Raw genomic sequence first — 13,809 nt, 5'->3', positions numbered from 1 at the left:
GAGTTGCAGGCGCGGCTATCGCTTTCATGGAGATCAGACTATGCCGGCAGACTGGAAATGGAAAACGATCATTGAACCTCATAAAGTCAAAATGGTCGGGCCGCTCGGGTTCACTACCGGCGCGGAGCGCGGGCAGATGCCGGCCGCCACGCATCACAACCTGTTCAATATTCCGGCGGCCGGGAAATGACGACTATTCTTTCAACGGACCGGTTCCGGCTGGTCGAGAAACAGCTGGCGGCCGAGGCGGGACGCGAAAACGTCTCGTCCGACCAGACAAGCCTTGCCTTATATTCCTATGATTCTTCGCTGGGGCGCGCCCGGCCGGAAGGGGTGGTGCGGATAACGGACTGGCGCAAACTCCAGCCGGTTGTAAAAATTCTTTACGATGCCGGCGTTCCGTTTGTGCCGCGCGCCGCCGCGACCAGCCTGTCCGGCGGCTGCGTGCCGCTTAAAGGCGGCGTGGTGCTCAATCTGGCTCCGCTGACCGGCATTATTGAAATCAACACCGAAAAAAAATACGCGCTGGTCGAACCGGGCGTGGTGAACCAGCATCTGCAGGACCGGCTGGCCGAGTTCGGCTATTTTTACGCGCCGGATCCGGCGAGCAGCAAAGTCTGCACGCTGGGCGGCAACGCGGGCACCAACGCGGGCGGGCCGAGGTGCCTGAAATACGGGGTTACAGTCAATCATGTGATGGCGATGGACGTGGTTACGCCGCAGGGCGAGCTGAAACATTTTTCCGCCGACGATCCCGGCCCGGATTTTACCGCGCTTATGACAGGCTCGGAAGGCACACTGGGAGTGATTGCGCGGCTGTGGCTGCGGATCACCGAACTCAGCCCCGCGGTTAAAACGGTGCTGGCGGCGTTCGGCAGCATTGAAGGCGCGATCGGCGCTGTGTCTAAAATGATCGCCGGCGGCGTTGTGCCGTGCGCGATAGAGGCGCTTGACCGGCTGACGGTGTCGGCGGTGGAGGCGTATGCGCACGCCGGCTATCCGATGGACGCGGAAGCCGTGCTGGTAATCGAATTCGACGGCACGGCGCACGAAACGGAAACGGAAGTGAAAAAAGCCGAAGCCGTGTGCCGGGAGTTTGATCTGCTGCACTGGCAAGTTGCGGGGGACGAGGTCCGGCGGCGGAAAATCTGGGAGGGGCGGCGCGGCGCGTACGCGGCGATGGCCCGGCTCGCGCCCAACGTGGCGGTTGAGGACGGAGTCGTGCCGCGCCCCAAGCTGCCGGAAGTGCTTAAGGAAGTGCGCGATATAACCGCCCGGCATAATATCCGCGCGGGGCTTCTGTTTCACGCGGGCGACGGCAATCTGCACCCGAACGTCATTTTTGACGAGCGCAACCAGTTCGAAACGAACCGCGTGAAAAAAGCGGGCCACGAAATACTGAAAGCGTGCGTGCGCGCCGGCGGTTCGGTAACGGGCGAGCACGGGGTGGGGCTGGACAAGCGGGTGGCGATGTCGTGGTTGTTCGACGCGGACACGCTTGGCCTGTTCCGGGCGGTGAAGGACGCGGTTGACCCGGCCGGCATCGCCAATCCCGACAAGATTCTTCCGGTTGCCGGAGCGGATGACCTGCTGATCAGGCCCGCCCCGCCGGAATTTTCGGCGGGCGCTAAAAAAGTTATTGATACCGTGCGTTCTCGCGCGAATATGGGTGCGCCGTCGCTGATTACCGGAACCGGCTCCGCCATTGAAGATAAAGTTTTCAGGGCGCACCGCGGCACCGCGCTGAGCCTCAGGGCCGCCGACGCGGTGCTGGACTGGGACCGCGCCAACTACACCATCACCGTGGAAGCCGGCATAACGCTGGCCGCGCTGGCGCGGCTGCTTGCCGGTGAAAAGGCGTATCTTTACGCGCCGCCGATGCCGGGCACGCTTGGCGGCGCGCTGGCGTGCCGGCGCTGGCAAGGCCTGCGCGACCTGATAATCGGCGCGCGGCTGCTTCTGTCGGACGGACGGGTCGCCAGTTTCGGCGGCAAGGTGGTAAAAAACGCGGCCGGCTATGATATAAGCAGATTTTTGATCGGCAGTCAGGGCGCGTACGGGGTAATATTGGCGGCCACGCTGAAACTGTCGCCTTATCCGTTCGTGGGCGAGCGGCATATCCCGGCGTTTTCGTTTTTTACGCCGAATGATTATCACCGGAAACTGAAGGCCGTGTTTGATCCGCGTAATCTGTTCAATCCATGGATTTTCGGAGCGGATAATGACTGACGTGCCGCATCTGTACGACTACACCGCGCTGTACGAGCCGAAAGACACGCCGGCGCATCTTGGCGCGCTGCTTACTGGGCAGGGCGCGCGCAGTCTTTACGATTCCGTGTGCCAGTGCAACAGGTGCGGCTACTGCGCGCAGGTCTGTCCGACTTTCAGGCTGACGGGGCGGGAGGGCGAATCCGCGCGCGGGCGCAACCAGCTGATGCGGATGCTGATGAACGGCCGGCTGCGCGCTTCGGAAAGCGGCGCCGGAATAGGCCGGCTGCTGGATGACTGTCTGCTGTGCGGAGCCTGCGAACGGGCGTGTTTTACGGCGGTGCGTACGCCGCTTCATGTATGGGAAGGCCTGCGCGTTCTTGGCATAAAACGCTTTCCCGCCGGATTGAGGAGAGTGTTGCGGCGGTTGGCGACGGACCGTGAATCCATGCGCGGGGTTATGCGCGTGTACAATTTAATGCGCAAGGCGGCCGGGATGTTCCGGCGTGGCGGTTCGTCGGATGCGGGCGTGCCGGCGGGCGCTGTGCTGGGCAGGCCGAGGCTGAGGTTTCTGGAGCTGCATGAAACGGAGCAGGCTGCTCCGGAAAATGCCGCCTGCATTTATTTCGCCTCCTGTTCCGAGGAATATGTTTCGCCGGAAACCGGCTCGTCGGCGCTTTTGCTGATCAGGACTTTCGTGGGCTGGCCCGTGGTCATGAGCGGCAACTGCTGCGGATTTTACGCGTTCATGGCGGGCGATATCGAGGCGGCGCGCGCGGCGCTTGGCGCGGTTATTGAAAAATATGAAAAAATCAGCGGTTCGCGCGAACTGCCGCTCGTCTGCGCCTGCGCCGACTGCGCGGGATTTCTGCGTATGGCCGAGCAGCTGTTTTCTGAAAGCGATGAGATGCGGCCGCGCGCGGCCCGGCTGGCGGCCAATGTGCGCGAAGTGGCGGAACTGATGGCGCCGGAATTTTTCGAGCCGCAGGGTTGCGGCGAAGCGGCGCCGCTTGTGGCGACCGGGCATTTTCCCGCCGGACTGGGCCGCAGCGCGAAAACGGCGGCCTGCGCGGAAACGCTGCTTGACCGCATTTTCGGGAGCGGGTATCATCCGCATAGGGAAAGCGCGATGCCGTCGGGCGCGTATGGCGGCTATCCGTTCGTGAATATCGGGCTGGCGAACCGGCTGCTCAGGCGCAAGGCGGAAAACATAGCCGGGGTGCAGGCTTCGCTCACCGTCACCGCCACGGTGGCGGAAGCCGAGTGGATAGGCGCCGGGTTGCGGCGCTACTGCGCGGGCGCGGGCGCGGCGCATTACTGCGTGGTGCTGCGTAATTGTGTGCAGGAGAAATTTCATGCCGACAAAATTTAGCGCGGGTAAAAAACTGCAGCTGCTGATACGGTTCGGCGGCGAGATCGCGCGGGAGCCGAGGCTGGACCGGCTGACCCGGCTGATCGGCGAACAGGTCCGCGAGATATTGAATGCGGACCGGTGCACCGTTTTCCTTGTGGATGCGGCGACCGGCAATCTGTGGTCAATACTGGCGCAGGGCCTGGATCAGCAGGAGATCATGATGCCGCGCGGCAAGGGCATCGCCGGGCTTGTGTCCGAAAGCGGCCGCCCGATCAATATTGACGATGCCTATTCCGATCCGCGTTTTACCGTGGATATTGACCGGGTGACCGGCTATAAAACGCGCAATATTCTGGCGGTGCCGCTGCGCGATAACCGGGGCGGGATAATAGGCGTGTTCCAGGTGCTCAACAAGCTTGACGGCACCAGTTTTACCCAGGAAGACGAAGGGATTCTGCATCTGCTGGGCACGGTGGCGGCCAACACGGTCGAGACCGCGCGGCTGTACGAGAAACTCCGCAAGGCGCAGCTTGAAACCATCTACCGGCTGGCTGTCACCGCGGAATACCGCGACCAGCAGGACACGGCGCGGCATCTGAAGAACATAAGCGTGCTTTCTTATCTGCTGAGCAGGGCGCTGGGGCTTTCGGCGGAGGAGTCGGAAATAATCAAACTGGCGAGTCCGCTGCACGATATCGGCAAGGTCGCGCTGCCGGACGCGATACTGCTCAAGCCCGGCAAACTCACGGAGCCGGAATACGAGGAGATGAAGCGGCACGCCGTTTACGGATCGCGGATACTGGCGAACGCGGAAAGCGATCTTTTGCAGGCGGCTTACCGCGTGGCGGCCCAGCATCACGAGAAATATGACGGGACGGGCTATCCGTCCGGGTTAAAGGGCGGCGATATTTCGCGCGAGGCGCGCATTGTGGCGGTGGCGGACGTGTTCGACGCGCTGTGCATGCCCCGCGTTTACAAAGCCGCCTGGAAGACCGAGGTCGCGGGGCAGTATATAAGCGGTCAGGCCGGAAAAGCGTTCGACCCGGAGGTGACGGCCGCGTTCGAGCGGATTTTTCCGTTCGTGCGCCGTCTGTACGACGAAAACACCGACGCGGAGGAAGTCGTCCGCGCTGCCGAGTTCAAGCTGCTCTCGGCGCCAAACCCGGACGCTCAGGCGGCGGGCAACCGAAGCATTCACGGAGAATAAAATGAGACACGCATTGACAACCATGCTGGCGGCTGCCGTACTGGCGACGCCGTGTTTTGCGGAAGTGACCGTCCGTAACGACGGGATTTTTGAAAACGGCGCGCCCCGGGCAATTGTTTACGATCGGGACGGAAAGGAAGTGGCCCGTAAAACGCTTACCGAAAAAGGCGGCACGCTCAAGTTTACGGGCAGAATTCCGGACGGCCCGGTAAACGAGTATTATCCCAACGGCAAGCTCAGGCGCATGACCACGTTCAGGGGCAACGATAAAAACGGCCTGATGGAAATGTACGACGAGAAAGGCAGGCTGTATTCACGCGCCATGCTGAAAAACGGCAAATGCAACGGCGATGTGGCGATGTTTTACGACAGCGGCAAACAGCGCGAAACCTATTCCTGCAAAGACGGCAGATGGGAGGGGGAATACCGGGTCTACAGCCCCGACGGGAAACTGACCAACACCGAGCCGTACTCGAACGGGCAGATTAACGGCGTTTCCACCGGTTATTACGAAAGCGGCAAGGTGCATGACACCGTAACCTATGAAAATTCCGTAAAAAACGGGCCGACCAGGCTGTATTTCGAGAACGGGAAACCGCAGATCGAAGGCAATTTCAAAAACAATAATTTCGACGGCGTGGTGAAAACGTATTTCGAGTCGGGGGCGCTTATGTACGAGGACGTGTACAAAGACGGGCAGCAGCTTTCACGCAGGTCTTACAAGAAGAACGGCAAACTGCAGTATGAGAAGAAATACTGATGATTAGGGACGGCTGGCGGGCAATCGCGCCTCTGCTGGCGGCGCGGCGGCGCGAATTCTGGCGGCTTGCGGGGCTGGCCGGCGCGCTGGCGTGTATGATTCTGGCGGCTGTGTTTCTGCTGGCGCGGCTGGCGGCGGGCGCGGAGTTCGGGCTGACCGGTGTGGCGGCTTCGTGTGTCTTTCTGGCCGGCGGTATCGTCTGGGCGGGATACAAGGCCTGTGCCGTCATGGCCGGGCTGAAGTCCGATCTTGCCGGAGAATGGCTGCGCGAGCTGGTTCCGCGCGTACTGTTCGCGCAGAAGCTTTTGGAATATGACAGAAGCGGCGGCTCCGTTGTCCGCGCGCTGGACGCGGACGTGCAAACCGCCGCGTCGGCCTGCGCGGTGACAGGCCCTTCGGCTGTTTTGTGGAGCGCCGGTTTGCTGGCGCCGCTGGCGCTGGCATATTTCATAAGACCCGAATTCGGCGTTATTGCCCTGCTGATTCCGGTACTGTGTTTTTTGCCGCTCGCGTATCAGTTTGAAAAGCTCCGGGCCGGATCGGCGCGCGCCGCCGCCGCGGCTATCCGCCGGCTCGACCGCATTCTGGAAACAATGCGCCGGCTTGACGGAATAAAAGCCTGCGGGCGGGAGGAGGAAACCGCCGCGGCTTACGAAGCCTCGCTGCCGGGGTATGCCGCTGAGTCCGAAGAAGACGGCATCGCGGTTTTTGCCGCGAAACTGTTTGTGGCGGTTATGCCTGTTCTGCTGGCGTTTTTCGCGTTATTGCGCGCGGCAGGGATTTATTCGGACGGTTACTCTAATCCGGCTTCGCTGTTTGCTGCGGTTTCGCTTATAGCGTTGATGGCGTTTGCCGTGAGCCGGATAGCGGCGCTGGTGCGGGAGCTGGCCCGGCAGTCAGTTTCGCTTGCCTGCATCAGAAGGCTTTTTGAAAGCTATGAACCGGTTCGGCGGCACACGGGGAAACCGCTTATTCTTTCAGGAGGAGACATCGCACTTTCCGGGGTGGGGCTGGAAAGCGGCGGCCGGCCGGTTTTTTCGCGGGTAACTCTTTCCATTCCGACCGGCAAGCATATCGCGGTGGCAGGCGCGTCTGCTTCCGGGAAAACCGCGTTTGTCAGGATGCTGGCGAAGCTGGCCGCTCCTCAGGCCGGTCGTATTGACATAGACGGGCAGAATATTTACGAACTGAGCCTTTCTTCGTTTCGAGCCAAAGTGGCGTTCGTGCCGGAAACGCCGGATATCTTTACCGGCACGCTTGAGGAAAATATCAGGTTTGGCGCGGCGCTCGACGGCGCGCAGCTGGCCGCGGCGGCGGAAGCGGCGGGACTGGCCCGGTTTATCGCGTCAATGCCGGCTGGCCTGGCGACGCCGGTTTCGCCGGGCATGACGGAGCTTACCGCGAGCGTGCGCGCCAGAATAATGCTTGCGCGCGCGCTGTGCGGCCGGCCGAGGATACTTATACTTGATACAATCATGCAGCCGCTCGCGCCGTTTGAGGAAGCGGCGTTTTTCACCGCGCTGCGCCGGTTCTCTCCGGGCATGACGGTGATAGCGGTCGCCGGACGCCGTTCTTCGGCCGTCTGCGCCGATTATATCTGCGCGTTGCGCGGAGTGAACGGGGTGACGCTTTATCAGGCCGGCGCGGCCGGCGCTGACAACTTTCTTGACGGTGTGTTCGGTGCCGGCGCGGCGGGAGTTAAGCTGGCGCGGTAGCGGCGGTAATTATGCGGCAGATGATCGTATACGCGATAGATGAAATAGACGGCGGAGAACCCGGCCGGAGCGTTCTGCTCGTGGCCGGAGGGCCTGGGCGCGACGGCGTGATTTTATGCGGCGCGGTTTCTCCGCGCGTGCGGGCCGAGGTGGACGCGGCTGGTTGCGCGGTGACGGTCGTTTCCGGGTTGTCCGCCCGCGCAAACGCGTGCGCCGCGTTGCGCGGAATTTACGGATTTTTGCGGCAGGCCCGGCCGGACATAGTGCATGCGCACGGGTTCCGCGCCGGTCTGCTTGCGCGGTTCGCCGTCATTGCATGGAAATATTTCGGCGGGGGACGGCGGGTGAAGCTGGTGTATACGCCGCACGGCGCGCTGGGCCGGGTTGGCGCGCGGCGCGCGGCGGAAACATTTGCCGACCGGGTTCTGGCGCATTTCAGCGACGCGCTTGTAGCGCTGAGCCGGGCTGAAAAGAACGAAAACCTGCGCGCCGGAATCGGCTGCGCGGGGCAGTGGGTGGTCATTCCGCCCGGCATAAAGGAAAATTTCGCGCAGGAGTTTGCGGATTACGAAAAATTCGAGGCCAATCGCGCCGGTGTGCGCAAGGAGCTGGCCGTGCCGGCGGACGCGGTGGTTCTGCTGTATTGCGGAAAGCTGGTGGCGGGCCGCGGGCTGGACACGCTGGTCACCGCGCTTGCGGTTGTGAAAAAACGTGTTGGCGGCATGTGCGGTCAGGGCGAGCTTGATCCTGAATTTAAAGTGCGGCTTGTAATGGCCGGAGAAGGGCCGGATGAGCGCGCGCTTGAACTGCTGGCTGAGCGGCATGGTGTGGCGGACTGGATTGTTTTCGCCGGCTGGCGCAATGACGCGGCGGGTTTGATGTCTGCGTGCGACGCGCTGGTTCAGCCGTCGCGCGGTGAGCCGGCCGCCCGCGCGGTGATAGAGGCGCAGGCGGCCGGGCTGGCCGTCATCTGCGCCGATGCCGGCGGTTTGACGGAATATGTCGAGCCGGAGCGAACCGCGCTGATCGCGCAGGCTGGTTCGGCGGAGAGCCTGGCGGGCGCGCTGCTGTCAATTATCATTGATCCGGGCCTGCGCGCCAATCTCGGCATGGCCGGGCGGGAATGGATGGCTGAACCCGATACGAACGGGTTTACCCGGTTTTCCGAAAACGCGTTTATGCTGCGCCATCAGCAGCTTTATGATTTTGTGAGAGGGCAGTAAGATGCGGCACTGGGTTACGTTTCTGGATCTGGCCGCTGTCGGCGCGGGCGGAATGATAGGCGCGGTGTGCCGGTATCTGCTGTCGGCTTCGGTGCAGCGGGCGAGCCCGGCTCAGGATTTTCCGGTGGGGACGATGCTGGTAAATCTCACCGGCTGTTTTTTTATCGGGCTGTTTGCCGCGCTGGCGCGTGACCGGGGGGTGCTGTCTTCGCAGGCCAGGCTGTTTCTCATGGTGGGAATATTGGGCGGGTTTACCACGTTTTCGTCTTTTGCGTACGAGTCGGCGGAACTGCTGGCGGGCGGAGGGTATTTGAGGTTTTCCGTGAATGTGCTGGCGTCCGTAGCCGGCGGGCTGCTGGCTGTGTGGGCGGGGATGGCGGTTTCAAGAGTCATATAGGGGGGAACATGTTTAACGAGAAGAAAGGGAAACTGCTGCGCATATACATAGGCGAACACACGCGGCATGAAGGGCGCCCGCTTTACGAGTGGCTGGTGCTGCAGGCGCGCGGGATGCATATGTCCGGTGCGACCGTTTTGCGCGGGGTTGAGGGGTTTGGCGCGAGCACCCGGATCCATACGGCCAAGATCATAGATATTTCCGGGAATCTGCCGGTCGTGGTGGAGCTGGTGGATACGCCGGAGAAGATCGAGAAATTTCTCGCGCATACTGAAAACGCGATACCGGGCGGACTGGCCACGCTTGAGGATGTGGATATCCGGTTTTACCGCGCGCATCCCGGCGAGCAGGCGTGCGATGTTTCCTGACGGCGCGGACGGCATTTTTATATAATAGGGGTACTATGAAATATTACGCGCTTGTAAAAATACTGCCGGGACTTTTGGCTGTTGCTGTTCTGCTGTCGGTTTGCGGGACGCCGGCGCTGGCGGAAAAGGCGCGCCGGTCGTCGCAGAAATCCGGCGTTATCGTGCCGGACACCGATCTTATTGATACGCCTACCGCCGGCGTGCTGGATTATTACGGGCTTCTGGTGCGCACGCGCGCGTTTTCAAACGGCGGAGTGCTGCTTGGTGTCGGGTTCGGGGTGCTGCCGCGGCTTAATCTGGGCGCGACGATTTCGGCGGAAAACCTGATCGGCACCAGCAACGACGTGCGTTTCGTGCGTCCCGAGATACAGGCCAAATACCGGCTGTACGACGGCGCGCGCTATATCCCGGCCCTTGCGATCGGTTACGACGGGCAGGGTTATTATTACGATCGCGGGGAATCGAAGTATCTGGAGGAGGGGCGCGGGCTGTATCTGGCCGGCTCGCAGGAGATCCTGTTTCCGGGCCTGTTTTTTCATCCGGGCGTGAACGTGTCGGACTTCGAGCATAACGGGGTGTACATGTTCGCCGGGCTGAACTATACGGTGGAGAATTCCTTTTCGCTGATGCTGGAATGGGACGCTATCCAGCGGATAGACGAAAGCCGGTTCAACGCGGGCGGCCGGTTTTATGTGTCGCCGTTTTTCCATATAGATCTGGCGGTCCGGGAAATCGGGAAAAACACCGTATTTTCAAACGGCCAGCCGGACAAGCCGGAGCGGATCGTGCAGCTGCGCTACAACACCAGTTTTTAGCAGGCACCAAACTCCAAGGAGAGAAAGAATAATGGCAAAGAAAATAGGAGTTCTTACCGGCGGCGGCGACTGCCCCGGCCTCAATCCCGCGATCCGCGGCGCGGTTCTGACCGCCATCGGCCTCGGTTACGAGTGCGTCGGGTTTAAAGACGGCTGGAAAGGCCTTATCGAGGGCAATACCATGCCGCTTGACCGGGCGGCGGTGCGCGATATTATTTCGGTTGGGGGAACCTGTCTGGGCACATCCCGCACCAATCCCTATAAACGCGAAGGCGGAGTTGAAGCCGCGCGCGAGACGTTTGACCGGCTTGGTCTGCACGCGCTGATCGCGATGGGCGGCGAGGACACGCTTGGCGTGGCGAACAATCTTTATAACGATTTCAAATTCCCGGTGGTCGGAGTGCCGAAGACCATGGATAACGACCTGTCCGGCACCGAATACACGTTCGGGTTCAACACTTCCGTGGCCGTCGCGGTTGACGCGCTTGAGCGCCTGCGCGACACTGCGCGCAGCCATCACCGGGCGATCGTGCTGGAAGTGATGGGCCGGCACGCCGGCTGGGTGGCTTTGTTTACGGCGATAGCGGGCGCGGCGGATTACCTGTGCGTGCCGGAAAAAACCGTTGATGTGGACGACATGATGAAACGGGTCAAAGCCGCTTACGCCGAAAAAGGCTATGCCCTGATCGTGGCCAGCGAGGCGATTGATCTGCCAACCACCGAAGCCGGGCAGGTGCAGACGCTGGACGATTTCGGGCATGTGGTGCTTAAAGACCGCGCGGTTGGTGAAAAGCTCAGTTCGCTGATAGAGAAAACAACGAAGATCGAATGCCGGCACGCCGTTATAGGGCATATCCAGCGGGGCGGTTCGCCGGTGCTGTTTGACCGGATTTTAGGAACCCGGGTGGGTATCGGCGCGATGGAGTTCGTGCACGAGGGCAAATTCGGAGTGATGGCGGGCCTTTGCGCCGACCGGATCGTGCCCGTGCCGCTTCAGACGGCGGTGGGCCAGCTTAAAACCGTGCCGCAGCAGTGGCTGGATCTGGCACGGAAGATGTTTTAAAAGATATCGCCCGCGGCGAAAAACGCGGGAAGGCTTTATTATGAGCGAGCAGATTGCGGCCGGGCCCGGCGCGCCGGGCGGGTTTCAACGCCAGACGATACTGATAAAAAAACATATCCAGTACCGCTATATGGCGCTGATCTTTTTCAGCGTGCTGGCTGGTTTCCTTATGGTGGCGCTTGAACTGGTGTGGAGCTTTTCCCGCGTATTTTCGCAGCGGCCCGTGCTGATCGAGCCGCTGTTTACGGAGATGGCTCCGATGCTGCCGGTTATAGGCATAAAGGTGCTGATTTATCTGGCGATTGTGCTGATCGTGTCGGGCGTTATTTCGCACAGGATGGCGGGTCCGATATTCAAGATCGAGAAGAGCCTTGGCGTGATAGGCGAAGGCGATCTGTCGCACCGGGTTTTCCTGCGCAAGCATGATCAGATGACCGATCTGCGCGATGCGGTCAACTCGATGGCCGGCCGGCTGGGTGCGCAAGTTTCCGCCGAGCGCGAAAAAGCGCTTGAGCTGAAGGGAACGCTGGCGAAATTGGCTGATCAGGCTGACGGCGCGGAACTGAAAAAACAGCTGCTGCAGGCGGCGGATTCCGCGGGCGCGCTGAATTCCGCGTTCAAAGTTTGACAGGGCGAACGGGCGAACGGCTCCGCGCGGGCGCCACGGGATGCCGTCCGCAAGTCCGTGATGCGGAAACGGGGGAGAGTCAAGTGCATAAGATGAAAAGAAACGGTTTGATTGGCGTGGCGGTTCTGTGCGGGTGGTGCGCGGGAGCCGGCGCGCTTGATTTTTCCTACCGCGACAATACCGTGGAGCAGTTCGACCTGTCCCGCACGGTGCGGATGGGGCTTGATAACAACACCGAATTGCTTACCGCCGAGCAGGATGTGCTGATCGCCGCGCAGCAGGTGAACGAGGCGAGATTCCAGTTTCTTCCGCAGCCGAGCGTGTCGGGCAGCGCGTCAAAGTTCAACGCCAAGGCGCCAATGATTCTGCCCGTTGAATACGGGGCGCAGCTGATCAATCCCAGCGATTACGAGAATTTCTATTCCGTGCGGATGATGCTTACCCAGCCGCTTTTCCGGGGCAGGCGGATTGTCAACGGTTATAATATGGCCAAGGCAGGGTTTGAAAAGGCGCGTTCTTTGTATGAGGAGATTCGCCGGCGCGTGGAGCGCGATCTCAAGCGCGCGTTTTATGAAACGCTTTATCTCAAGCAGAAACAGGCTGAAACGGCGCGCTGGCTGGGGCTTATGTCGGGGCAGCGGCAGACCATGCAGCTGAATTCCTGGAACGCGATCGCGGCGGACGGGATAATCGAGAATATGACCGGCCGCATGGAAGAGGCGACCCGTGATCTTAACACGCAGAAACTCAACCTGGTGCGGCTGCTTAACCGGGAGACTGGCGAGAATATAGACGTGGATGACCAGTTTGAGGCGTTGCCCGCCACGGTTGACCTGAACAAGGCGCTGGTCTGGGCGATGGAGTACCGGCCTGAACTTAAAACCCAGATTTACAAAGCCCAGATGGAATCAATTGCGGTGAATCTGGCCAAGACCCGTAATTATCCGTCTGTTGACCTGGGCGTGAATTACGATATCGTCGGCAATACTTTTCCGCTGGAGTCCAACAGCTGGGCGGCGACGCTGGCGGTACGGCTGCCCATTTCTTACGATTTGTGGACCAAGCTCAAAACCAGGCGCGCGGAGCAGCGGCAGGGCGATCTGGTGCGCGCGTCGGTGGAAGACACCGTGCGGATGGAAGTGCGGCAGGCCTATGAAAATCTCGTTTTCTGGCAGTCCGAATCCGAGAAACGCAAAAACACATGCGACCGGCTGGAGAAAACCTATCAGTCCGCGCTGAAAACCGACAAGCTCGGGCTTGACGCTCTGCAGGCTGGTCAGGCGGTATTCCTGTCGCGTTCGACCTATCTGGAAGCTGTGAAGAACCAGCTGGCGGCGCGCGCGGAAATCGAGTGGGCGATCGGGCAGGAACTGGCTTACGAATGATCGTTCTGTTTTTCACCGGCCAATGGCTATAATCCCTGAAACCATATTACGGTTGTCCGGCGCCGGCTGCGCGGACAGCGCAAAGCGGACTGCGCGGCGCGCGAAGTCCGTGAGCGGAGCGTTGCTTAGGCTGACGCTGGCCGTTGCGGCGCTTGGTTTTTGCGGCGCGCCGGGTTGCGCCGCAACCCCGGCCGAAGAACTCTGGCCGGAAAATTACGACGACCTGTATATTTCTTTCTCGCCCGATCCGGACGCTATGGCCCGGGAAATGCTGTGGGCGCAATTCCGGAGCCTGCCGCAGGACAGCCGGCCGCGGATCGGGCTGGTGTTGTCGGGCGGCGGCGCGCGCGGATTCGCGCATGTGGGTGTGATAGAGGTGCTGCGTTATAACGCGTTTCCGATTGATCTGGTGGCGGGCACCTCAATGGGCGCGGTGGTGGGTTCTTTGTTCTCGTCGGGCATGTCGGTGGAAAAGTTATGGGATATCGGGCGGAAAGCGTCGCTGCGGTACGCCACGAACGACGTGAACGCGATTGGCCTGATCCGGCTGGTTACGGCGGAACGGCTGTTTTCCTCCAGCAGCATGGAGGATTTTATCAACACCAGCATTGGCGACATGCAGTTTAGCGATCTGAGGATTCCGTTCGCCTGCGTGGCCATGGATATCAGGACCGGCGCAAAGGTGG

The 13,809-nt window shown here is 60.9% G+C and carries 14 protein-coding genes; all 14 read left to right on the top strand.

Features of this window, described 5'->3' with window-relative positions:
* Window positions 1-40: 40 nt before the first annotated feature.
* Window positions 41-190: a hypothetical protein gene (locus PHW69_03850; GenBank protein MDD4004319.1), complete on the top strand. Its 150-nt coding sequence runs from the start codon at window positions 41-43 to the stop codon at window positions 188-190.
* The gene (locus tag PHW69_03845) at window positions 187-2,229 is read left to right on the top strand and encodes an FAD-linked oxidase C-terminal domain-containing protein (protein MDD4004318.1); all 2,043 of its coding nucleotides are present in this window, start codon (window positions 187-189) and stop codon (window positions 2,227-2,229) included. Before PHW69_03850 ends, PHW69_03845 begins: the two co-directional genes overlap by 4 nt.
* Complete coding sequence (locus tag PHW69_03840) at window positions 2,222-3,580, top strand: (Fe-S)-binding protein (protein ID MDD4004317.1); 1,359 nt, start codon at window positions 2,222-2,224, stop codon at window positions 3,578-3,580. The genes PHW69_03845 and PHW69_03840 overlap by 8 nt, the downstream gene beginning before the upstream one ends.
* Complete coding sequence (locus tag PHW69_03835; protein ID MDD4004316.1) at window positions 3,564-4,769, top strand: HD domain-containing protein; 1,206 nt, start codon at window positions 3,564-3,566, stop codon at window positions 4,767-4,769. The genes PHW69_03840 and PHW69_03835 overlap by 17 nt, the downstream gene beginning before the upstream one ends.
* Window position 4,770: 1 nt before the next feature.
* Window positions 4,771-5,529 (top strand): toxin-antitoxin system YwqK family antitoxin, encoded by a 759-nt coding sequence (locus PHW69_03830; protein ID MDD4004315.1) that lies wholly within the window; start codon window positions 4,771-4,773, stop codon window positions 5,527-5,529.
* Window positions 5,529-7,244, top strand: a complete 1,716-nt coding sequence (locus PHW69_03825) for an ABC transporter ATP-binding protein (protein ID MDD4004314.1) — start codon at window positions 5,529-5,531, stop codon at window positions 7,242-7,244. The genes PHW69_03830 and PHW69_03825 overlap by 1 nt, the downstream gene beginning before the upstream one ends.
* 11 nt (window positions 7,245-7,255) lie before the next feature.
* A complete protein-coding gene (locus tag PHW69_03820) occupies window positions 7,256-8,467 on the top strand; it encodes a glycosyltransferase family 4 protein (protein MDD4004313.1) in 1,212 nt (403 codons plus the stop codon).
* Between the two features lies 1 nt (window position 8,468).
* Window positions 8,469-8,864 carry a fluoride efflux transporter CrcB gene (gene crcB, locus PHW69_03815; protein ID MDD4004312.1) on the top strand — a complete coding sequence of 132 codons (396 nt, stop codon included), beginning with the start codon at window positions 8,469-8,471 and terminating at the stop codon, window positions 8,862-8,864.
* Between the two features lie 8 nt (window positions 8,865-8,872).
* Window positions 8,873-9,232, top strand: coding sequence for a DUF190 domain-containing protein (locus tag PHW69_03810; GenBank protein ID MDD4004311.1), 360 nt, complete (start codon window positions 8,873-8,875; stop codon window positions 9,230-9,232).
* A gap of 35 nt (window positions 9,233-9,267) precedes the next feature.
* Window positions 9,268-10,047 carry a hypothetical protein gene (locus PHW69_03805; GenBank protein MDD4004310.1) on the top strand — a complete coding sequence of 260 codons (780 nt, stop codon included), beginning with the start codon at window positions 9,268-9,270 and terminating at the stop codon, window positions 10,045-10,047.
* A 31-nt stretch (window positions 10,048-10,078) separates the two neighbouring features.
* The gene (locus PHW69_03800) at window positions 10,079-11,110 is read left to right on the top strand and encodes an ATP-dependent 6-phosphofructokinase (protein MDD4004309.1); all 1,032 of its coding nucleotides are present in this window, start codon (window positions 10,079-10,081) and stop codon (window positions 11,108-11,110) included.
* Window positions 11,111-11,150: 40 nt separating this feature from the next.
* A complete protein-coding gene (locus PHW69_03795; protein MDD4004308.1) occupies window positions 11,151-11,738 on the top strand; it encodes a methyl-accepting chemotaxis protein in 588 nt (195 codons plus the stop codon).
* Between the two features lie 92 nt (window positions 11,739-11,830).
* Window positions 11,831-13,123, top strand: a complete 1,293-nt coding sequence (locus tag PHW69_03790; GenBank protein MDD4004307.1) for a TolC family protein — start codon at window positions 11,831-11,833, stop codon at window positions 13,121-13,123.
* A 109-nt stretch (window positions 13,124-13,232) separates the two neighbouring features.
* On the top strand, window positions 13,233-13,809 hold a 577-nt coding region (locus PHW69_03785), incomplete at its 3' end, for a patatin-like phospholipase family protein (protein ID MDD4004306.1).

This window comes from Elusimicrobiaceae bacterium (genome assembly GCA_028700325.1).
Lineage (GTDB): Bacteria > Elusimicrobiota > Elusimicrobia > Elusimicrobiales > Elusimicrobiaceae > JAQVSV01.
Note: the sequence above shows the minus strand (reverse complement) of the source record. Positions and strands in the feature narration are given on the sequence as shown.